The 21204-nt window shown below is 69.4% G+C and carries 17 protein-coding genes and 1 pseudogene; 12 read left to right on the top strand and 6 right to left on the bottom strand.

Going from position 1 to position 21204, the window contains the following annotated elements; all coding sequences use genetic code 11:
- Nucleotides 1–37 precede the first annotated feature (37 nt).
- The 5 genes from carB to pyrR are packed head-to-tail and all read right to left on the bottom strand — an operon-like array spanning nt 38 to nt 7313.
- Nucleotides 38–3349 carry a carbamoyl-phosphate synthase large subunit gene (gene carB, locus Ssi02_RS02430; RefSeq protein WP_204020584.1) on the bottom strand — a complete coding sequence of 1104 codons (3312 nt, stop codon included), beginning with the start codon at nt 3347–3349 and terminating at the stop codon, nt 38–40.
- Entirely contained in the window at nt 3342–4463 is a 1122-nt protein-coding gene (gene carA, locus Ssi02_RS02425) for a glutamine-hydrolyzing carbamoyl-phosphate synthase small subunit (protein WP_204020582.1), read from the bottom strand. The genes carB and carA overlap by 8 nt, the downstream gene beginning before the upstream one ends.
- Nucleotides 4460–5764 carry a dihydroorotase gene (locus tag Ssi02_RS02420; RefSeq protein WP_204020578.1) on the bottom strand — a complete coding sequence of 435 codons (1305 nt, stop codon included), beginning with the start codon at nt 5762–5764 and terminating at the stop codon, nt 4460–4462. The genes carA and Ssi02_RS02420 overlap by 4 nt, the downstream gene beginning before the upstream one ends.
- Nucleotides 5761–6693, bottom strand: coding sequence for an aspartate carbamoyltransferase catalytic subunit (locus Ssi02_RS02415; RefSeq protein WP_204020575.1), 933 nt, complete (start codon nt 6691–6693; stop codon nt 5761–5763). The genes Ssi02_RS02420 and Ssi02_RS02415 overlap by 4 nt, the downstream gene beginning before the upstream one ends.
- The gene (pyrR, locus tag Ssi02_RS02410) at nt 6690–7313 is read right to left on the bottom strand and encodes a bifunctional pyr operon transcriptional regulator/uracil phosphoribosyltransferase PyrR (protein WP_204020573.1); all 624 of its coding nucleotides are present in this window, start codon (nt 7311–7313) and stop codon (nt 6690–6692) included. The genes Ssi02_RS02415 and pyrR overlap by 4 nt, the downstream gene beginning before the upstream one ends.
- Nucleotides 7314–7486: 173 nt before the next feature.
- Between pyrR and Ssi02_RS02405 the strand changes: the two genes are divergently transcribed.
- The 8 genes from Ssi02_RS02405 (at nt 7487) to Ssi02_RS02370 (ending at nt 16461) form a co-directional block, all read left to right on the top strand.
- Entirely contained in the window at nt 7487–8401 is a 915-nt protein-coding gene (locus Ssi02_RS02405; RefSeq protein WP_204020570.1) for a F0F1 ATP synthase subunit gamma, read from the top strand.
- 107 nt (nt 8402–8508) lie between these two features.
- Nucleotides 8509–8763, top strand: a complete 255-nt coding sequence (locus Ssi02_RS02400) for a DUF3040 domain-containing protein (protein ID WP_204020567.1) — start codon at nt 8509–8511, stop codon at nt 8761–8763.
- A 177-nt stretch (nt 8764–8940) separates the two neighbouring features.
- On the top strand, nt 8941–10392 hold the full coding sequence (locus Ssi02_RS02395) for an APC family permease (RefSeq protein WP_204020565.1): 1452 nt from the start codon (nt 8941–8943) through the stop codon (nt 10390–10392).
- Entirely contained in the window at nt 10389–11633 is a 1245-nt protein-coding gene (locus Ssi02_RS02390; protein WP_204020563.1) for an arginine deiminase, read from the top strand. The genes Ssi02_RS02395 and Ssi02_RS02390 overlap by 4 nt, the downstream gene beginning before the upstream one ends.
- A gap of 188 nt (nt 11634–11821) precedes the next feature.
- A complete protein-coding gene (locus tag Ssi02_RS02385; RefSeq protein WP_204021385.1) occupies nt 11822–13228 on the top strand; it encodes an amino acid permease in 1407 nt (468 codons plus the stop codon).
- A complete protein-coding gene (locus Ssi02_RS02380) occupies nt 13228–14142 on the top strand; it encodes a universal stress protein (RefSeq protein WP_204020561.1) in 915 nt (304 codons plus the stop codon). Before Ssi02_RS02385 ends, Ssi02_RS02380 begins: the two co-directional genes overlap by 1 nt.
- Before the next feature lie 294 nt (nt 14143–14436).
- Nucleotides 14437–14931 carry a transcriptional regulator BldD gene (gene bldD / locus Ssi02_RS02375; protein WP_204020559.1) on the top strand — a complete coding sequence of 165 codons (495 nt, stop codon included), beginning with the start codon at nt 14437–14439 and terminating at the stop codon, nt 14929–14931.
- 390 nt (nt 14932–15321) lie between these two features.
- On the top strand, nt 15322–16461 hold the full coding sequence (locus Ssi02_RS02370; RefSeq protein WP_239128540.1) for a PP2C family protein-serine/threonine phosphatase: 1140 nt from the start codon (nt 15322–15324) through the stop codon (nt 16459–16461).
- Nucleotides 16462–16574: 113 nt separating this feature from the next.
- On the opposite strand, the gene Ssi02_RS02365 is transcribed toward Ssi02_RS02370, so the two are convergent.
- The gene (locus Ssi02_RS02365) at nt 16575–17024 is read right to left on the bottom strand and encodes a YbaK/EbsC family protein (protein WP_239128539.1); all 450 of its coding nucleotides are present in this window, start codon (nt 17022–17024) and stop codon (nt 16575–16577) included.
- A gap of 257 nt (nt 17025–17281) precedes the next feature.
- Between Ssi02_RS02365 and Ssi02_RS02360 the strand changes: the two genes are divergently transcribed.
- The 4 genes and pseudogenes from Ssi02_RS02360 (at nt 17282) to Ssi02_RS02345 (ending at nt 20722) form a co-directional block, all read left to right on the top strand.
- Nucleotides 17282–18091 (top strand): L,D-transpeptidase family protein, encoded by an 810-nt coding sequence (locus Ssi02_RS02360; RefSeq protein WP_239128538.1) that lies wholly within the window; start codon nt 17282–17284, stop codon nt 18089–18091.
- A gap of 774 nt (nt 18092–18865) precedes the next feature.
- Complete coding sequence (locus Ssi02_RS02355) at nt 18866–19315, top strand: SAV_6107 family HEPN domain-containing protein (protein ID WP_204020555.1); 450 nt, start codon at nt 18866–18868, stop codon at nt 19313–19315.
- A 338-nt stretch (nt 19316–19653) separates the two neighbouring features.
- Nucleotides 19654–19857, top strand: a pseudogene (locus tag Ssi02_RS02350) (helix-turn-helix domain-containing protein); the annotation flags it as partial.
- 310 nt (nt 19858–20167) lie between these two features.
- Entirely contained in the window at nt 20168–20722 is a 555-nt protein-coding gene (locus Ssi02_RS02345) for a GNAT family N-acetyltransferase (RefSeq protein WP_239128537.1), read from the top strand.
- Nucleotides 20723–21204 lie beyond the last annotated feature (482 nt).

Genomic DNA, 21204 nt, shown 5'->3' with positions numbered 1-21204 from the left:
TCGTCCTCGCCGCCGCGGTCAGCGGGCGGGTGGACGACTAGGCATCGCCTCGACTGTCCCCGTGCCCTCTGAGCCGCTCTGCGTGCTCCTGAAGGGACCGTACGCCCACCTCGCCTCTGACGATGGCCTGAATGCCCTGGACCGCCGCGGCGAGTCCCTGGACCGTGGTGATGCACGGGATGCCCCGCAGCACCGCCGCGGTGCGGATCTCGTAGCCGTCGAGGCGCGGTCCGGACTGCCCAGGGCTGCCGAACGGCGTGTTGACGATGAGATCCACCTCTCCGTCCAGAATGCGGCCGACGATGGTCGGCTCCCCGCCGGGCGCCGCGCCGTCGCTGTGCTTGCGCACGATCTTGGCACGGACGCCGTTGCGGCGCAGCACCTCGGCGGTGCCCTCCGTGGCGAGGATCTCGAAGCCGAGGTCGGCGAGGGCCTTCACCGGGAAGACCATCGCACGCTTGTCGCGGTTGGCGACCGAGACGAAGGCGCGGCCCTTGGTGGGAAGCTGGCCGTAGGCGGCGTCCTGCGACTTGGCATAAGCGTGGCCGAACACCTCGTCGATGCCCATGACCTCGCCCGTGGAGCGCATCTCGGGCCCGAGCACGGTGTCGACGCCGCGGAAGCGGTTGAAGGGCAGCACGGCCTCCTTGACCGCGATGGGCGCCGACAGCGGCAGCGTGCCGCCGTCGCCCTCGGCCGGCAGCATGCCCTCGGCGCGCAGCTCGGCGACGGTGGTGCCCATCATGACCCGCGCCGCGGCCTTGGCCAGGGGCACCGCCGTGGCCTTGGAGACGAACGGGACCGTACGGCTGGCGCGCGGGTTGGCCTCCAGCACGTAGAGCACGCCGGCCGACATCGCGTATTGCACGTTGAGCAGCCCGCGCACCCCGACGCCCTCGGCGATGGCCTCGGTGGCGGCGCGGATGCGCTTGATGTCGAGGCTGCCGAGCGTGATCGGGGGCAGTGCGCACGCCGAGTCGCCGGAGTGGATGCCGGCCTCCTCGATGTGCTCCATGACGCCGCCGAGGTAGAGCTCCGAGCCGTCGTAGAGCGCGTCGACGTCGATCTCGATGGCCTCGTCGAGGAACCTGTCGATGAGCACCGGGTGGTCGGCGGCGGCGCGCTCCATGTAGCGGGCGAGGTTGTCGTCGTCGTAGACGATCGCCATGCCGGCCCCGCCGAGCACGTAGGACGGGCGGACGAGCACCGGGTAGCCGATCTCGCCGGCGATCTCCGTGGCCTCCTCGACGGTGAGCGCGGTGCCGTGCTTGGGCGCGGGCAGCCCGGCCTCGGCGAGCACCCGCCCGAAGGCGCCGCGCTCCTCGGCCAGGTGGATCGACTCGGGCGAGGTGCCGACGACGGGCACCCCGGCGTCCTTGAGCGCCTGGGCGAGCCCGAGCGGCGTCTGCCCGCCGAGCTGCACGATGACCCCGGCCACAGGCCCGGTGCGCTGCTCGGCGTGCACGACCTCAAGGACGTCCTCCAGGGTGAGCGGCTCGAAGTAGAGCCGGTCGGAGGTGTCGTAGTCGGTCGAGACGGTCTCGGGATTGCAGTTGACCATGACGGTCTCGAACCCGGCGGCCGACAGCTCGAAGGACGCGTGCACGCACGCGTAGTCGAACTCGATGCCCTGCCCGATGCGGTTGGGACCGCTGCCGAGGATGATCACCTTGGGCCGGTCGCCGAGCGGGACCTCGTCCTCCTCGTCGTAGGTGGAGTAGAGGTACGGCGTGGCCGCGGCGAACTCGGCGGCGCAGGTGTCGACGGTGTTGTAGACCGGCCGCACGCCGAGCGTGTGGCGCAGCGCGCGCACCTCGGCCTCGGCCAGGCCCCGGATGCCGGCGATCTGGGCGTCGCTGAAGCCGTAACGCTTGGCCTTGACCAGCTCGTCGGCGGAAAGCGCGGGGGCGGCCCCGAGCTCCTCGGCGACCTCGTGGATGACGTAGAGCTGGTCGAGGAACCACGGGTCGATCCTGGTCGACTCGAAGAGCTCTTCTGCGCCCGCCCCGGCCCTGATGGCGCGCATCACGGTCGCGAGGCGCCCGTCGCGCGGCGTGGCCGCGGCGGCCACGAGCTCGGCGCGGTCGCCCGGCTCGTCGTCGAAGGTGAAGGAGGAGCCCTTGCTCTCCAGCGACCGCAGGGCCTTCTGGAGCGCCTCGGGGAAGGAGCGGCCGATGGCCATGGCCTCGCCCACGGACTTCATGTGGGTGGTGAGGGTCTGGTCGGCCCCGGCGAACTTCTCGAAGGCGAACCTCGGCACCTTGACCACGACGTAGTCGAGCGAGGGCTCGAAGGACGCCGGGGTCTCCTTGGTGATGTCGTTGGGGATCTCGGGCAGGGTGTAGCCGATGGCCAGCTTGGCGGCGATCTTCGCGATCGGGAAGCCGGTGGCCTTGGACGCCAGGGCGCTCGACCGCGACACCCGCGGGTTCATCTCGATGACGATCATGCGGCCGGTGCCCGGGTCGACGGCGAACTGGATGTTGCAGCCGCCGGTGTCGACGCCGACCTCGCGGATGACGGCGATGGCGACGTCGCGCATGTTCTGGTATTCGCGGTCGGTCAGCGTCATCGCGGGGGCCACGGTGATGCTGTCGCCGGTGTGCACGCCCATCGGGTCGAGGTTCTCGATGGAGCACACGATCACGACGTTGTCGGCCCGGTCGCGCATGACCTCGAGCTCGTATTCCTTCCAGCCGAGGATCGACTCCTCAAGGAGCACCTCGGAGGTCGGGGAGGCGTCGAGCCCGGCGCCCGCGATGCGGCGCAGCGCGGCCTCGTCGTGGGCGAAGCCGGAGCCGACGCCGCCCATGGTGAAGGAGGGCCGCACGACCACCGGATAGCCGAGCTCCTCGGCCGCGGCGAGGCACTGCTCCAGCGTGTGGCAGATGGCGCTGCGCGCCGACTCGGCGTTGAGGCCGTGCTCGCGGGCGACCTTGGCGACGATCTCCTTGAACTTCTCGCGGTTCTCGCCGGACTGGATGGCGTCGACGTCGGCGCCGATCAGCTCGACGCCGTAGCGCTCAAGCACGCCGGCCTCGTGCAGGGCCATCGCGGTGTTGAGCGCGGTCTGCCCGCCGAGGGTCGCGAGCAGCGCGTCGGGCCGCTCCCGGTCGATGATCTTCTCGACGATCTCGGGGGTGATCGGCTCGACGTAGGTCGCGTCGGCGAACTCCGGGTCGGTCATGATCGTCGCGGGGTTGCTGTTGACGAGCACGACGCGGAAGCCCTCGGCGCGCAGCACCCGGCACGCCTGGGTGCCGGAGTAGTCGAACTCGCACGCCTGGCCGATCACGATGGGCCCTGACCCGATCACCATGACCGAGGAGATGTCGGTGCGTTTAGGCACGCCGGTGTCCTTCCATCAGGGCGTTGAACTCGTCGAACAGGTAGGCCGCGTCGTGCGGCCCGGCAGCGGCCTCGGGGTGGTATTGCACGCTGAAGGCCGGGCGGTCGAGGAGGCGCAGCCCCTCGACGCAGTTGTCGTTGAGGTTGACGTGGCTCACCTCGGCTCTGCCGTATGGCGTGTCGAAGGGGCCGTCGAGGGGGGCGTCCACGGCGAAGCCGTGGTTGTGGCTCGTGATCTCGACCTTGCCGGTGCGGCGGTCCATGACCGGCTGGTTGACGCCCCGGTGGCCGTAACGCAGCTTGTAGGTGGGCAGGCCGAGGGCGCGGCCGAGGATCTGGTTGCCGAAGCAGATGCCGAAGAACGGCGTGCCGGAGTCCAGCACCCCGCGCAGCGCCTCTACGGCGAAGCCGGCGGTGGCGGGGTCGCCGGGGCCGTTGGAGAAGAAGACGCCGTCGGGGCCGAGCGCCAGGATGTCGGCCGTCGTCGCGCTCGCGGGCAGCACGTGCACGCGGCAGCCCCGCTGCGACATGCGCTCCGGCGTCATGGCCTTGATGCCGAGGTCGACGGCGGCGACGGTGAAGCGGTGCTCCCCGACGGGCGAAAGGACGTACGGCGAAGCCGTGGACACCTCTCCCGCGAGGTCGGCGCCGGCCATCTTCGGGCTTTGGCGCACGCGCTCGAGGAGCTCCTCGACGGGGGCCAGGGCCGCGCCGGAGAAGACCCCGGCGCGCATCGCGCCGCGCTCGCGCAGGTGGCGGGTGAGGGCGCGGGTGCCGGGCATGGCGATGCCGACCACTCCCTGCTCGCGCAGGGCGTCGTCGAGCGAGCGCCGCGCCCGCCAGCTGGAGGAGACGCGGGACGGCTCGCGCACGACGTAGCCGGCGACCCAGATGCGCGTGGACTCGGGGTCCTCGTCGTTGACGCCGGTGTTGCCGATGTGCGGTGCGGTCATCGCGACGATCTGGCGGTGGTAGGACGGGTCGGTGAGGGTCTCCTGGTAGCCGGTCATGCCGGTGTTGAAGACCATCTCTCCGAAGGTCTCGCCCACGGCGCCGTAGGGGGTGCCGTTGAAGACTCGGCCGTCTTCCAGAACCAGGATGGCGGTCTCCGTCACGCGAGCTTCCCTTCGAGAACGGTGGGCCTGCCCCGCAGGAAGGTCGCGACGACCTTGCCGGGCAGCGTGAGGCCCTCATATGGCGTGTTGCGGCTCTTGGAGGCGGAGGCGCGCGGGTCGACCACTGTGCGGGCGGCCGGGTCGACCAGCGTCAGGTTGGCCGCCGAGCCGGACTGGAGCGGCGCGCCGTGGCCGCTGAGCCTGCCGATGCGGGCGGGCGTGGCCGACATGCGCTCGGCGACCCCGGCCCAGTCGAGCAGCCCGGTCTCGATCATGGCGAGCTGCACGACCGGCAGGGCGGTCTCCAGCCCGATCATGCCCATGGCGGCCGCGCCCCACTCGGTCTCCTTGTCCTCGACCGGGTGGGGGGCGTGGTCGGTGGCGACGACGTCGATCGTGCCGTCGGCGAGGGCGGCGCGCAGCGCCTCGACGTCCTCGCGGGTGCGCAGCGGCGGGTTGACCTTGAAGATCGGGTTGTAGGCGCCGAGGGAGGATGCCTCGACGAGGTCGTCGGTGAGCAGCAGGTGGTGCGGGGTGACCTCGGCGGTCACATTCCACCCCTTGGACTTGGCCCACCGGATGATCTCGACGGAGCCCGCGGTGGAGACGTGGCACACGTGCAGGCGGGAGCCGACGTGGGCGGCGAGAAGGCAGTCGCGGGCGATGATCGCCTCCTCGGCGACCGCGGGCCAGCCGGTCAGGCCGAGGCGGCCGGAGACGGCGCCCTCGTTCATCTGCGCGTCCTCGGTGAGGCGCGGCTCCTGCGCGTGCTGGGCGATGACGCCGTCGAACGCCTTGACGTATTCGAGCGCGCGGCGCATCAGCACCGCGTCGGAGACGCACTTGCCGTCGTCGGAGAAGACGCGGACGCGGGCGGCGGAGTCGGCCATCGCGCCGAGCTCGGCGAGGCGCTCGCCGGCCAGGCCCACGGTGACGGCGCCGACCGGGCGCACGTCGCAGTGGCCGGCCTCCTGGCCGAGCCGCCAGACCTGCTCGACGACACCCGCGGTGTCGGCCACCGGCGAGGTGTTGGCCATCGCGTGCACGGCGGTGAAGCCGCCGAGGGCGGCGGCGCGGGTGCCGGTCTCGACGGTCTCGGCGTCCTCGCGGCCGGGCTCGCGCAGGTGGGTGTGGAGGTCGACGAGGCCGGGCAGGGCGACGAGCCCCTCGGCGTCGACCGTCTCGGCGCCGGCGGGCGCGGTGAGGCCCACGCCCACAGCGGCGATCACGCCGCCGCTCAGCAGCAGGTCGGCGGGGTCACCCCCGAGGATGCTCGCGCCCTTGATGAGATAGGCGGTCACTGCGCGCCCCCTTCGAGTTCGGCGCCACCCAGCAGCAGGTAGAGCACGGCCATGCGGATCGTCACACCGTTGGTGACCTGTTCGACGATGGTGGAGCGGGGCGAGTCCGCGACCTCGGCGGCGATCTCCATGCCGCGGTTCATCGGACCGGGGTGCATCACGACCGCGTGGTCGGGCATGCGGCCGAGCCGGTCGCGGTCGAGGCCGTAGCGCCTGCTGTATTCACGCGCGCTGGGGAAGAACGCGGCGTTCATGCGCTCGCGCTGCACCCGCAGCATCATCACGACGTCGGACTTCGGCAGCACGGCGTCGAGGTCGTAGGAGATCTCGCACGGCCAGGAGCCGACCGAGACCGGCAGCAGCGTCGGCGGGGCGACCAGCGTCACCTCGGCGCCGAGCGTGGCGAGCAGCAGCACATTGGAACGCGCCACACGGCTGTGCAGGACGTCGCCGACGATGGTGACGCGGCGGCCGTCGAGCGGGCCGAGCCTGCGGCGCATGGAGAAGGCGTCGAGGAGGGCCTGCGTCGGGTGCTCGTGGGTGCCGTCGCCGGCGTTGACGATGCTGCCGTCGACCCACTCGGCCAGCCGGTGGGGCGCGCCGGAGGCGCCGTGCCGGATGACGACCGCGTCGGCGCCCATCGCCTGGAGGGTCAGCGCGGTGTCCTTGAGGCTCTCGCCCTTGGAGACGCTGGAGCCCTTGGCGGAGAAGTTGATGACGTCGGCGGACAGGCGTTTGGCCGCGGCCTCGAAGGAGATGCGGGTGCGCGTGGAGTCCTCGAAGAAGAGGTTGACTACCGTGCGCCCGCGCAGCGTCGGCAGCTTCTTGATCGAGCGCTGCGAGACCTGGGCGAGCTCCTCGGCGGTGTCGAGGATCAGGAGGGCGTCGTCGCGGCTCAGGTCGGCCGCGGAGATGAGGTGGCGTTTCATTTGGCGTCGCCCTCCTTGATGAGGACCACGGCGTCGCGGCCGTCGGTCTCCGCGAGGAAGACCTTGACCTTCTCACTCATGGCCGTCGGGAGGTTCTTGCCGACGTAGTCGGCGCGGATGGGCAGCTCGCGGTGGCCGCGGTCGACCAGGGTGGCGAGCTGCACGGCGCGGGGGCGGCCGATGTCGCCGAGCGCGTCGAGTGCGGCGCGCACGGTGCGGCCGGAGAACAGGACGTCGTCGACGAGCACGACGATCTTGCCGTCGATGCCGTCGGGCGGCAGCTCGGTGCGGCCGAGCGGGCGGGCCGGGCGCAGGCGCAGATCGTCGCGGTACATAGTGATGTCGATGGAGCCCGCGGGGATCTGCACACCCTCGAACCTCGCGACGCGCTCGCCGATTCGGCGGGCGAGGGTGACCCCGCGGGTGGGAATGCCGAGCAGCACGACGTCCTGGGCGCCTTTGGTGCGCTCCAAGATCTCGTGGGCGATCCGGGTCAGTGCCCGGTGGATGTCAGGCCCTTCCAGGACGGCCCGGGAGACATTTGCCACAGAGGGGCTGGATGTCGTCGAACCGGGCTCGGAGGGGCCGCGAGTGGCAGGGCGCGGCCGGGCATCAGACATGCGAAAATCACCGCCTTTTCCGCCTCACGGGACGGGTCTTTAAAGGGAAACGGTCTCCGTCACACTACCAGCCGCGTTTTGACGCGCCTCGCCGACCTGCTCGGACGGACCGGGAGCGAGCACGCGACTACACTGCGCGAGTAGAGGGCACACGGTGACGGGGGCGAAGACACGTGGGTGCTCAGCTGCGGGCCATTCGCGGGCGGATCAAGTCGATCAAGTCCACCGCCAAGATCACGCGCGCCCAGAAGCTCATCGCCACCTCCCGCGTCGGCAAGGCCAGAGAGCGGGCCAGGGCCGCCGAGCCCTACGTCAGGGAGATCACCCGGGCGGCCTCCATCCTGGTCACCCACCACACCGCCCTCACCCACCCGATCCTCAACCAGCAGCCGGACACCTCGCGGGTGGCGGTGCTCGTGCTCACGAGCGACCGGGGGTTCTGCGGGGCGTTCAACCACGACGTCATCCGGCACACCGAGGCCCTCGGCGGGCTGCTGCGCTCGCAGGGCAAGGAGCCGGTCTTCTACATCGCGGGGCGCAGGGGGGCCGACTGGTTCCACTTCCGGGGCAGGGAGGTGGCGCGGGAGTGGTCGGGGTTCTCCGGCGAGCCGCACTATCCGATCGCGGCCGAGGTCGGGCAGACGCTGCTGGACACCTTCGCCATGCCCACGCGCGAAGGCGGTGTGGGCGAGGTGCACGTCATCTACAACCGGTTCGTCTCCATGCTGCGGCAGCAGGTCACCGCGCACCGCATCCTGCCGATCGAGATCGAGGAGCACGAGCGTGAGGACGCCCCGCCCCCCGGCATCCCCGAGGCGCCCTTCGAGTTCGAGCCGTCGGCCGCCCAGGTGCTCGACGCCCTGCTCGGCAGCTATGTGCGGTCGCGGGTGTGGTTCATGATGCTGAGTTCGGCCGCCGCCGAGCACGCGGCCCGGCGGGCGGCGATGACGTCGGCCACAGAGAACGCCGAGGAGCTCGTGGAGAGGCTCGTCCGGGAGGCCAACGACGCGAGGCAGGCCGAGATCACCACGGAGATCACCGAGATCGTGGGCGGGGCGGAGGGGCTGCACAAGCTCGCCACCATGTGAGGCCGCGGAGAGATCTACGACAACAACCTTGGCAAAGTCGGATATGTCGCTTATAACAAGCTCTCATCCCCACTATGTGCCCCGAGAAGTGTCCTGAAGGAGATCACGTGGCCCTGTCCCCGCACGACCAGCGTGTTCTCGGCGGCATTGGTGACCGCCTCGCGGCCGACGACCCGGACCTCGCCGCCCGCCTCCGCACCTTCTCCACCTCCCCGCCCGCCGGCCCGCCCTCGCGCCTGCGCATGGTGCCGGTGGCGATCGCCGCGCTGCTGATCGCGGCGGGCGCACTGGTCTTCCCCCACCTCGTCGACGGGGACGGCGCCGCCCGGCCCCCGGCCACCCACTCGGCGACCACGCCTTAGCAGGCTCACGCCGTACTCTTCTCGCCTGGTCACCCCCCGTTTCCGCACGTCCGAGAGCTGTGCCCGCGCGCCCGCTCCGCACCCCTGCTCACATCCCGCTCTGGTTTCACGCTGATTTCAGCCGGGGACGACCCGGGTTATCGCTTTTGGGGTGAAAGCGGTGCCAGGGGGCAGAGCATGGGGGAATCTTCTGGCGAGGGACCTCCAGGTCCGCTCGCCGCCGACCGGCACGACGGGCGGGACGACGGACAGAACGGGCGGGACGGACAGGACGGATGCGACGGGCAGGACGGCGGCACACCGCACGCCCCGGAGGGGGAGCTCGGGCTCGCGCAGGCGACCGCGCTCGTGGTGGGCAACATCGTCGGCACCGGCATCTTCCTGCTCCCCGCGGCGCTCGCCGCCTTCGGGACGATCAGCATCCTGGCCTTCGGCGTGGTCACGGTCGGCGCCATCGCCCTGGCGGTCGTGTTCGGCAGGCTCGGCGCCCGGCTGCCTGCGGCGGGCGGGCCGTACGCCTACTCCAGGGACGCCTTCGGCGAGTTCCCCGGTTTCCTCAACGCCTGGTCGTTCTGGATCACGGCATGGGCGGGGAACGCGGGCATCGCGTTCGCGTGGGTGGGATATGTCAATTACTTCCTGCACTGGGACAGCACTCTGGGCAAGGTCGCGATCGGGCTGTTCGGGCTGTGCCTCCCGGCGTTGATCAATCTGAGCGGCGTCAGGAACATGGGAACGTTCCAGCTCGTCACCGCTGTCCTGAAGTTCCTCCCGCTGATCTTCATCTCGGTCGTGGGCCTGGCGTTCGTCCGCACGGCCGACTTCGGGCCGTTCAACGCGACGGGGAACTCGTGGCCGGCCGCGTTGTCGGGCGCGGCGGCGCTGGTGCTGTTCGCCTACTCCGGGGTGGAGAGCGCGACCGTCGCCGCGGAGAAGGTGCGCGACCCGGTGCGCAACATCGCACGGGCGAGCGTCTTCGGCTGCCTGGCGTGCGCCGCGCTCTACATGCTCTCGACCGTCGCCGTCTTCGGTACGGTGCCCCACGACGAGCTGGTCGCCTCCGAGGCGCCGTTCGCCGACGCGGTCGACAACATGTTCGGTGGCGGCGTCTGGGGCGGGGTGATGGCCGCCTGCGCGGTCGTCTCGGGCATCGGCGCGCTGAACGGCTGGACCATGCTGGTGGCCGAGATGCCCATGGCATCGGCGCGCGACGGCCTGTTCCCCTCGGTCTTCGCCAAGGTGAACGCGAGGAACGTGCCTTATGTCGGCATCCTCGCGGGCACCCTGTTTGCCTCCGTCACCTTCGTCGCGGCGTTCTCGGCGGTGAACGCGTTCAGCGCCATCCTGCTGCTCGCGACCTTCACGACGGCTGTGCCGTACATGTTCTCGGCGGCGGCGCAACTGTTCTGGCTGGTGACGCGCGGGCGGCGGGCGGAGCGGCGGCACATGGCGCGGGATGTAACGGTCGCGGCGATCGCGCTGCTGTTCACGTTCTGGATGGTGGTCGGCGCGGGAACCCACGCCGTCTTTCAAGGGACACTGATGCTTTTGGCAGGCATCCCGGTTTATATCTGGATAAAGGCCTCGCGCGGCGAATACGGGGTCGATCGGACCAAGGAGATCAAATGACCTTTCATGTCGACTCCGAGGTGGGAACCCTCCGCCGGGTCCTCGTCCACCAACCCGAGCTCTCCCTCAAACGACTCACTCCAGCCAACAAGGACGGCCTGCTGTTCGACGACGTGCTCTGGGTGCAGCGCGCCGTCGAGGAACACGAGGAGTGGCAGGCCGTGCTGCGCGCCCGCGGCATCGAGGTGATCCTCCTCATCGACCTGCTCAGACAGACCGTCGACATCCCCGAGGCCCGCCGGCACATCCTCGACCACATCATCGACAAACGCTGGTTCGGCCCCCTCGCCACCGATTCCATCCGCAACACCCTGGACTCGATGAGTTCCGCGCTACTGGCCCGCTTCCTCACCGGGGGGATCACCAAGCGCGAGATCATGGAGTACGGCACGGATCCCAAGAGCCTCGCCTTCCACACCCTCGGCCCGGACGACTTCGTGCTGCCGCCGCTGCCCAACCACCTGTTCACCCGCGACACCTCGTGCTGGATCTACGACGGCGTCTCGATCAACGCCATGAAGAAGAAGGCGCGGATGCGCGAGACCGTCAACATGGAGGCGGTCTACCGCTGGCACCCGATGTTCGCGGGCGGCTACGACCGGCCGCGCGAGGGCGGCTACCACGTGTGGCTGCCGGGCACACCCATCGCGCCCGCCACCATCGAAGGCGGCGACGTGCTGGTCATCGGGCGCGGAGCGGTGCTCGTGGGCATGAGCGAGCGCACCCAGCCGCAGGCGGTCGAGATGCTGGCGCACAACCTCTTCGCCGCCGGGTCGGCCACCAGCATCGTGGCACTCAACATGCCGAAGGCACGGGCGTTCATGCACCTCGACACCGTGATGACCATGGTGGACACGGGGGTGTTCACGAAATACGCCGGGCTCGGCATGCTGCCGTCCTACACCATCGAGCCCGGGGACAACGAGAAGGAACTCAAGGTCACCGACCATCCCCCGGAGAACATGCACAAGGCCATCGCCGCCGCCCTCGGGCTGCCCGAGATCAGAGTGCTGACCGCGCAGCAGGACGTGCACGCCGCGGCGCGCGAGCAGTGGGACGACGGCTGCAACGTGCTGGCCGTCGAGCCCGGCGTGGTGATCGCCTACGAACGCAACACGACCACCAACAACTATCTCCACTCCCAGGGCATCGAGGTGATCACGATCCGGGGCAGCGAACTCGGCCGGGGCCGGGGCGGCCCGCGCTGCATGAGCTGCCCGTTGGAACGCGACGCCATCTGACGACCACCGGCTTCACGCGCGGGAAGCGGCGACGACGACAGCGGTTCTCCACGACATCGGACCGGCCCGGCCGATCGGGCAAACCCCCGCCCGCGGCAGGGCCCATCGGGGACACCCCCTCAGATCCACCCCCATCCAGATCGCCCACGAGGCGGAAGGGAGACGCCGTGGACTCACTGTGGCGCCGGATGTTCCGTACCAAACCCACCGAACAGATCGTGGCCGAGGGTGGGCACGGGGAAGGCGGCAATCTCAAACGGTCCATGTCGCTGACCCAGCTCACGCTTTTCAGCGTGGGCGCGACGCTCGGCACCGGCATCTTCGTGATCCTCGGCGAGGCCACCCCCCTGGCCGGACCCGCCGTCATCGTCTCCTTCCTGCTGGCCGCGGTCACCGCGCTCTTCTCCGCCCTGTCATACGCCGAACTGGCGGGAACGATCCCGGTGTCGGGCTCCTCCTACTCCTACGCCTACGCGACCCTCGGCGAGGTGGTGGCCTGGGTGTGCGGCTGGTGCCTGCTGCTCGAATACGCCGTCTCGGTGTCGGCGGTCGCGGTGGGCTGGGGGCAATATCTCAACGAGTTCCTCGGCCAGCTGTTCTCCTGGCGCATCCCCGCCGCGATCGCCAACCCGCCGGGCGCCGAGGGCGGGATCGTCAACATCCCGGCCATGGTCGTGGTGATCGTCGCCACGCTGCTGCTGCTCCGCGGCACCTCCGAGAGCGCCACGGCCAACACCGTCATGGTGTTCCTCAAGGTCGGCGTGCTGCTGTTCTTCTGCGTGGTCGCCTTCACCGCGTTCAACAGCGACAACCTCACCCCCTTCGCCCCGCTCGGCATGGCCGGCCTCAGCGCCGCCGGAGCCAAGGTCTTCTTCTCCTACATCGGCTTCGACGCCGCCTCCACCGCCGGCGAGGAGGCCAAGAACCCCCGGCGCGACCTGCCGCTCGCGATCCTGCTGTCACTCGGCATCGTCACCGTCGTCTACGTGCTCGTGGCGCTGGCCGCCGTCGGGGTCATGCCCTGGCAGCAGCTCAGCGGCTCGGAGGCGTCGCTGGCCAAGGTGCTGGAGGACGCGACCGGCTCGGTCTGGCCGGCGGCGATCCTCTCCCTCGGAGCCGTCGTCGCGATCGCCAGCGTCGTGCTCACCGTGCTGTACGGACAGACCCGCATTTTGTTTGCCATGTCCAGAGACGGACTGATCCCCCGGGTGTTCCAGAAGGTCAGCCCGCGCCGGCAGGTCCCCGCCGCCAACACGATCATCGTGTCGGCCTTCGTCGCGATCCTCGCCGGGCTCGTGCCGCTCGGCCACCTCGCCGACGCCACCAGCATCGGCACGCTCTTCGCCTTCGCCATCGTCAACGTCGGCGTGATCGTGCTGCGCGGCACCCGGCCCGATCTGCCGCGCGCCTTCCGCACGCCGCTGTTCCCCGTCACCCCCGTGCTCGGCGTGCTCTTCTGCCTCTATCTCATGATCAACCTCAGCGGCGCCACCTGGGTGGTGTTCGTGCTGTGGACGGTCGTCGGTCTCATCGCCTACTTCGCGTACGGCTTCCGCCGTTCGCGGCTGGCCCGGCAGAACACGAGGGGGACGTGATGAAGCTGGAGCGAATCCTGACCGGGTTCATCCCCGAGCCCCGGGGGCGCGACGGGCTGGCTCTCGCCGTACTCATCGCGCGGCAGTCGGGCGCGGCGCTCACGGTGGCGAATGTGCACCCGCCGGCCTGGGAGACACCTGGCCCAGGCAAGGTGGACGCCGAATGGCGCACCTACCTGCGCGAGCAGGCGCAGCACACGCTGGACGTCGCCGGGGAGCTGCTGGCCGGTCAGGAGGACGTGAGCGCGGAGTTCGTCATGCATCCGCAGCGCGGGAGCGGGCGCGGGCTGAGCGAATTGGCACGGGCCACCGGCGCGGACCTCGTGGTCGTCGGCTCGGCGCCGCGCGGCGCCAGAGGCCGCATCTCGCTGAGCAGCACCGCCGATCAGCTCCTGCACGCCTCGCCGGTGCCTGTGGCGCTGGCGCCGAAGGGTTATGCGGCCAGCGCGCCGGCCGCCTTCGACCGGATCACGGTGGCCTACCGGAGGGGGCCCGGCTGCGATCACGCCGTGCGGCTCGCGGCGAAGGCGGCGGCGATCTTCGGCGTGCCGCTGCGCCTGGTGACGCTGGTGCTGAGGGGCGGCGGCCGTCCCGGCAGGGTCGAGGACGCCATGCTCGAACGGTTGCGCGAGCAGGTCCTGGCCGATCTGCGGGCCGTAGCGCGCGGTCCCCGGCGCAGCACGCATGTGGACCTTGAGGTGCTGTCCGGCCGGGATGTGGCCTCGGCGCTGGCGTCGACCTCGTGGTTCCCGGGGGAGATGGTGATGTGTGCCTCCAGCGAAGAGGGTCCCCTGCGTCGCGTCTTCCTCGGCGACACGTCTTTGAAGATCATAAGGGCTGCGCCATGCCCAGTGATCATCTTGCCTCGGGTTCCGGCCATGGAGCGTACGCGCGCTGTACACCTCAAACGGTAAAACCAGGGAGTTTCGGACAGGACAAGCCGGACGATCGTGTCGGACCACACCGGATCGGATTCGGCATCTTTTTTCCAATCAGCTTGACCTTGGGCTGCCATCGCTTTACCGTCACTGTCCGTAACCACCCCTCAAGGTGTTGTTGGGAAAAACCCGACACCCCTGTCACCGATGGTGCCTACCCCGGGCACCGACCCCGGTTGTCAGGGCATATGCCGCGAGGGAGCACAATTTGGTGAGAAGCATCACCTTTCTGCTGAGAGCATGACAAACCTAAGAGCCGGGGGGCCACACATGCCGTCTGAGTACGCCAAGTCGCTGGGTGCACGACTCCGCGCGATCCGCACCCAGCAGGGCCTGTCCCTGCATGGAGTCGAAGAGAAGTCGCGTGGCCGCTGGAAGGCTGTCGTCGTGGGCTCCTACGAACGCGGCGACCGGGCGGTCACGGTGCAGAAGCTCGCTGAGCTGGCCGATTTCTACGGTGTGCCGGTATCCGAGTTGTTGCCGGGCGGGGCCGCACCGAGTCCGCTCGGGCCCACGCCGAAGCTTGTGATCGACCTTGAGCGCCTCGCCCAGCTTCCCAAGGAGAAGGCCGGGGCCCTCGCGCGCTACGCCGCGACCATCCAGAGCCAGCGCGGTGACTACAACGGCAAGGTGTTGTCCATCCGCCAGGAGGACTTGCGCTCTCTTGCCGTGATTTACGACAAGTCGCCGGCCGAGTTGACCGAGGAACTCATCGGCTGGGGAGTGCTTGACGCCGAGGCGCGCAGGGCGGTCGAAGCCTTCTAGTTCGGCCCACTTCGTGTTCCGCCCGCTTCCGCGGCCACTGGACGTCTCGGGCGCTCAGTGAGCCGCTGACGGGCTTTGTCAGTGTTGCCTGGCTCACATTATGCATTTGCGGCCCCCGTGCGTGATTAAGGCCTCTCAGGCCCGTACGGGGGCCGTTCTCATGCCTCAGTCCTGGGCAAAGGCGACAGACTTGCTCCTGCCGTACATGTCACCTCGATAACCCCGGTGAGTCGATCATCGCGATCTACAGCGATTGTGGTAGTAACAACACAGGCAGGGGATTCAAGAATTTTGGTGGCCATGAGCAAGAGGGATGGCGAGGGGGCCTCCACGACGTCTCAGGACACATCCTTACGGGAGGTGTCTGAGACGCCGGAGAGCACAAAAGAAGTGAAAATTCATCCCCCGGGAAGCGCCGGAAGGCCCGAGGGGATGATCGCCGTGGTCGACGCGGCGGCCCGCGGCAAGACGCAGGGGCTGCTCAAAGTGCTGCCCTTCGCCGTCATGGTCGCCGTGGCTCTCGCCGACATTCTCGCCGGTCGGGGCCTCGGCCTGCTGCCGCTCCTCGCCCTCGGTCCCGCCTTCGCCGGCATCGCCTGCGACGTGCGCACCACCGCCCTCACCGGCGCGATCGCCGTGAGCCTGTGCCTCCTGCTCGGCGTCTACACCGGCAGCGTCCACACCCTGCGCGTCCAGGTCGCCTTAGGCGCCATCGTCGGAGTGACCCTGGCCAGCGCCCTCGCCAGCGCCGGGCGCATGGGCTACGAACGGCGCCTGGCCGAGGTGCGCAACGTCGCCGAGGCCGCCCAGCGCGTCCTGCTGCGCCCCGTGCCGCGCCGCGCCGGCCCCGGCATCGGCGTGGCCGTCTCCTACACCTCGGCCGCGGCCGAGGCCCGCATCGGCGGCGACCTGTACGAGATTGTGACCCGCCCCAAAGGCGGCGTGCGCATCATCGTGGGCGACGTCCAGGGAAAGGGCCTTGAGGCCGTCGAGACCGCCGCGGTCGTCCTTGGCGCGTTCCGTGAGGCCGCCCACGACGAGGCCGAACTCCCCGGCATCGTCGCCAGGCTGGAGAAGGCGCTGGCCCGGCACCTGTCGGGCGAGCAGTTCGTGACCGTCGTCCTGGCCGAGGTGATCGACGAAAAGGAGATCTCCATGGTCAACTGCGGCCACCCCGGGCCGCTGGTGCTGCGGGGCGACGGCACGCAGTTCCTGGCCGACCCGCCCGAGGAGGCGCCGCCGCTCGGGCTGCTGTCGCTGGAGCCCGACCCGCCGGTCCCCTACCGCGTGCCCTTCGCACCCGGCGACCAGATCCTCTTCTACACAGACGGCGTCATCGAGGCCCGCGACCCCGCCCAGCGGTTCTACCCGCTGACCTCGCGCACCCACCTGCTCGCCGGCAAGGACCCGCAGGCGGCCCTGGACGATCTGCGGGCCGACCTGCTGCGCCACGTCGGCCGGCCGCTCGGCGACGACGCGGCCATGCTGCTGCTGCGCCGCCGGGCCCCGGAGTACGGCACAGCGGCCTGAGCGCCACTTCGCGGGCCCGGGCCTTGGTCCGGTCGTCGGCGGGGCGTGCGGGCGGCTCGGTCTTGCTTGCCTAGGTCGTCGGCGGGTCTTGTGACGGCTCGGCGGCCTGGACATCACTCCACGTCGACGGGCTTGCCGCCGGTGATCCGTACCAGCTCGTCGAACGACGTCGGGAAGACCGTGTGCGGGTGGCCGCCCGCCGCCCACACCACGTCGAACTTGCTCAGCCAGTTGTCCACCAGCGTGCGCACCGGAGCCGGGTGGCCCACGGGCGCGACCCCGCCGATCGGCTGCCCCGTGGCCTCCCGCACGAACTCGGGCGCGGCCCGCTTGACCTTGACCACGCCGACGATCCGGGCGATGAGCTCGGTGTTCACCCGGTGGGCGCCGCTCGTCAGCACGAGCAGCGGCGCGCCGTCCGCGTCGAAGATCAGGCTGTTCGCGATGGCGCCGACCTCACAGCCCAGCTGAGCCGCCGCCGTGGCGGCGGTGGGCGCCGACTCCGGCAGCACCACGATCTCCCCGGCCACACCCAGCGACTGAAGGGCGGTGGCGACTTTCACAGCGTTCTGCGGCAACTTTTCTGGCACCCGCTCACTCTAAGGAGATTGACCCAGATAAGCGATTGATTACGTCTCCATGACGAAGTCAAGCATTGTCTGATCTCTGCGCTAGTGTCCCTGGACTGAGCCTTTCCCCGCCCGTGAAGCGACCGCGCCACACAGCCGGGTCCGGACAGGACGGGGTCGCCGGGGGGCGGAGAGGTCACCGATGACGAGGAAACTGAGGGGTGGTTTTGGTGGGGGGTAGCCGGCGACCGATGGTGGCCGCTCTCTTAACGGCGGGGGCCGTACTGATCGGCGGACTCGCCATAGGAGCGGACACACCGCTCCTGGCACGCGCCGAAGCGGCAACCGCCGTCGTGCACACAACAACCGCGGCCGCGCCAACGGCATCCGCGGCGACATTTGGAACGTTCAAAGCACCCGGCAAACGACTCCGCGTGGGGTCCAAGGGCGCCGCGGTCAAGGACCTCCAGCTCCGGCTGAAGGAACTCGCCTACGACCCCGGCAAGATCGACGGCCGGTACGGCGGAGCCACCCAGGCCGCCGTCTGGGCCTTCCAGAAGATCCACGGCATCCGCCCCAACCAGGCGGGCTCGGTCGCCTCGGCCACGTGGAAAGCCCTGGAGAACCCGCGAAACCCCCGCGTGCTCGTCCCCAAGGGCAAGCCCGACCGGGCCGAGGTCGACCTGACCAAGCAGATCGTGGTGCTCTACCGCGGCGGCCAGGTGCGGCTCATCAGCCACATCTCGTCCGGCAGCGGCATCCCCTACTGCGAGGAAACCGAATGGGACGGCCGCCGCCAGCGGTTCTGCGGCAACTCAAAGACCCCCACCGGCGACTACAAGACCACGTGGCGCCGTTCAGGCTGGCACAAGTCCTACCTGGGCCAGCTCTACAACCCGATCTTCTTCAACGGCGGCATCGCCTTCCACGGCGCCCTCTCGGTCCCCCTCGCCCCCGCCTCCCACGGGTGCGTCCGGCTACCGATGCACGTCGCGGCCAAACTCCCCGCCATGCTCGGCAAGGGCGTCCCCGTCCACGTACGAGGCGCCTTCCGCCGCTAACGGCTCACTGGTCCTAGGGGGTCCGGCTCACGCCGGGCCCCTTTTGGTTTGCGCGTCTTTCCACGTTTGGTTGCGCGTCCTTCGGCTTGGGCGTCCCTCGGCTTGTGCGCCCTTCGGCTTGCGCGCAGCGCCGGTTGGTCCACAGACAGGACTCGTCCCCGGAGGCCGCGGGCAGCAGGCAGCAGGCAGCAGGCAGCAGGCAGCAGGATCGAATCTTTGTTCGCACAACTGTTGACATGAACCCTACATCGAAATTATGTTCGATAGCGTGATGTGAGACTCGCGGCTCACATCAACGTGATGTGAGCTCGCGGCTCACATCCATGGGGAGCGCCCGGCGGACCGTCGGCCCAACCGTTTCAGACGGTCCACCGGGCGACTCCAAGGGCGGAGGACGCGTCCTCGTCGTCGGCGGAGACGAGATCGGGCGCGTTCGGCCGGACGGGGAGAGGGGAAGCTCCTCGTCCGGCCGCCCGCAATGTGTCCACCGCAGCCGGCGGTTCACTGTGGTCGCAATATGTCCACCGCAGCCACAATGTGTTCGCTCCGGCCGCAATAGATCCCCAGAGCTGCTGCGATATGTCCACCATGGCGGCAACGCATGCATCGTGGCCGCATATGTTCACTTTGGCTGCGATGTGCCGGCGTGCGGCTGTGCCTCAGGCCGGGTGCGGTCCCGCATGTGCCCGCACGGGAATTGTCGGTGCCGTCTGTCACGCTGATGTCAGTGCCGGATTTCAAGCCGGCCGCGGCGACCCAGGGAGGTTTGACGCAATGACTTCCAGACCCATCGCGCTCACGCCCGCACCACTCGCGACCAAGGTCCGAGCCCACCTCGCCGACGCCCACGCCCGTCTCGCCGAAGCCGCCGACGCACGCACACCGGCGGCGCGTTATGTCGCCGCCCACATGGCCGCTCTTCGCGCCGCGGCCGCGGTCATCGCGGCCCGCCCCCACCTCCACGAGGGCCGCCGCAGGCGGGTGCGCAGCGCGTGGGAGCTGCTCCCGAAGGCCGAGCCACAACTCGCCGACTGGGCGGCCTACTTCGCGGCGAGCGCCACCGTGCGCGCCGCCGCCGAGGCCGGTCTGGTCCGCGGCGTCTCCGCCACCGACGCCGACGACCTCACCACCCAGGCAACCACCTTCGTCACCGCAGTCGAAACCCTCCTCGGCATCCCCACCCACACCGTCCCCACCCCCACCCGCATCCCCCTGGCCGGCTGAAGACAGCGGGCAGACCGGTGCGGGCGTCCCGGTCAGGACCGAACAGCCCATCCCGGCGCCTCCCACGGCCCACGGCCGCTCAGCCTGCGGCTCACCACGTGGCCTGAGCCACATCGTTCTGAGCGGCGGAATTCGGCGCTGCCAGACGGCCGTGGGAAGCTGGGCTGGTCGCCGACTCCACACAGGTGGAGTGCGACTGCTCCCGCCAGACCGTCATCAGATCCGACTCACAGGCCGGCTCGACCTGGAGCAGCGCGGCAGGCAGACCGGTGCGGGGTCGCGGTCAGGGCTGAACAGCCCATCCCGACGTTGACAGCGGGCAGACCGGTGCGGATGTCTTGGCCGCCGAGCCGCTGGCCGAGCGCGACGTCACCATCGCCTCGGTGGCCAGGCGCGTGGGCTACGCGGACGCGTTCAGCTTCAGCAGCGCCTTCAAGGGGGTCAACGGCGTCAGCCCGAGCACATTCCGCGAGGCTCCCCGCGACGAGGAGGCACAGGCACGGCACCATGAAGCCCTTCGGCCTCACCCTCCAGGACGCTGACCCATTTCTGCTTTTCCACAAGGCCCGATCCCAATACAGATCCGGTTAGCCGAAGAAAGGGCGAATAGCGCGTTACGGGGCGACCGGCCCACAGATGCCACCTCCGGGCAATGGCGTTATTGACTTCCGCACGAGCACTTACCCGTTTCCTCGACAAGAAGCGGCCCATACCGATCCCCTGCCCGGTCGGCACCTGCGCCAGGAAACCCACGGTTGGTGCACACTTACGGGGCTCTGTGGGTCCTTTACGGTCGGGTGTGCTTGTGGGTGCGCTCCAGTGGTTCCCTTCGATCCTGCTAGTGTGCCGTGCGTGATCGGACTGCGGCGGGTAGGCAGCGATGGGTTCACCGCACAACTGGAGCCGGTGATCTCCATCTACAGCGCGGCGATGCGCCCCCCGGCCGATCAGCTGTCGGGCCGCAAGAGCATCATGCGCAATCACGCCACATATCCCGACTTCACCTGCATCTTTGCCGAGCTGACCGACGGCACTCCCGTCGGGTTCGCATACGGTTTCCACGGGGTGCCCGGGCAGTGGTGGCACGACGTCATCAGCCGGGCCGTGGCCGAGCGGCTGGGCAGCGAGAGCAGTCACGAGTGGCTTGACGACACCCTTGAGCTGGCCGAGATCCACGTGCACCCGGACCACCAGGGCAAGGGCATCGGGCGGCGCATGATCCACGCCTTGTGTGAGGGCCGCAAGGAGCGCACCGCCGTCCTCTCCACGCACGACCAGCCGACCGCGGCCCGCCACCTCTACCGCAACATGGGCTTCCGCGACCTGCTCAGCCAGTTCGTCTTCCCCGGGGGCCACGAGCACTACGCCATCGTCGGCCGTCCTCTTCCTCTGACACCGCAGGACTGACCGCCGCAGGGCACACGCGGCACACAGTGGCTCAATCCCACACGAACGCAACAAGCCGCGCGAACCTCCACAATGCCCTGCAAGTGCTGAAGCATCCCAAAAGGCGCTATTGCCACAATAGGGATAGGCTACGGGACACCGCCATAAAACAGTGCAGCTTTTTCAGCACGCCCGAAACAGACTCATTTCACGCCCCCAATTCCCCTCTTAGAGCTGTAGACGATCATCAGGTATCGCAAAACAACTCAAGCATGAAGGCCGAGTGTTAGGCTGACCCGCACTCCGAAGCGACCCGTGAACGAATGCATCAGACAACACTCGACCGCGAGGGAGGGCTGATGCCCTTTCAACGGCGCAGCACCTGCCTCATTGTCCCCGTGACGATCGACCGTGATCCGGAGTGGCGAACCGGACCGTTACCACTTCACACATCCTCCACACAGAGATCGTTTCTTTCCCGGAACGAAACCGCCGCCGACCGG

This window comes from Sinosporangium siamense (assembly GCF_016863435.1).
GTDB classification, from domain to species: domain Bacteria; phylum Actinomycetota; class Actinomycetes; order Streptosporangiales; family Streptosporangiaceae; genus Sinosporangium; species Sinosporangium siamense.
This window is presented reverse-complemented; position numbering and strand designations above follow the sequence as displayed.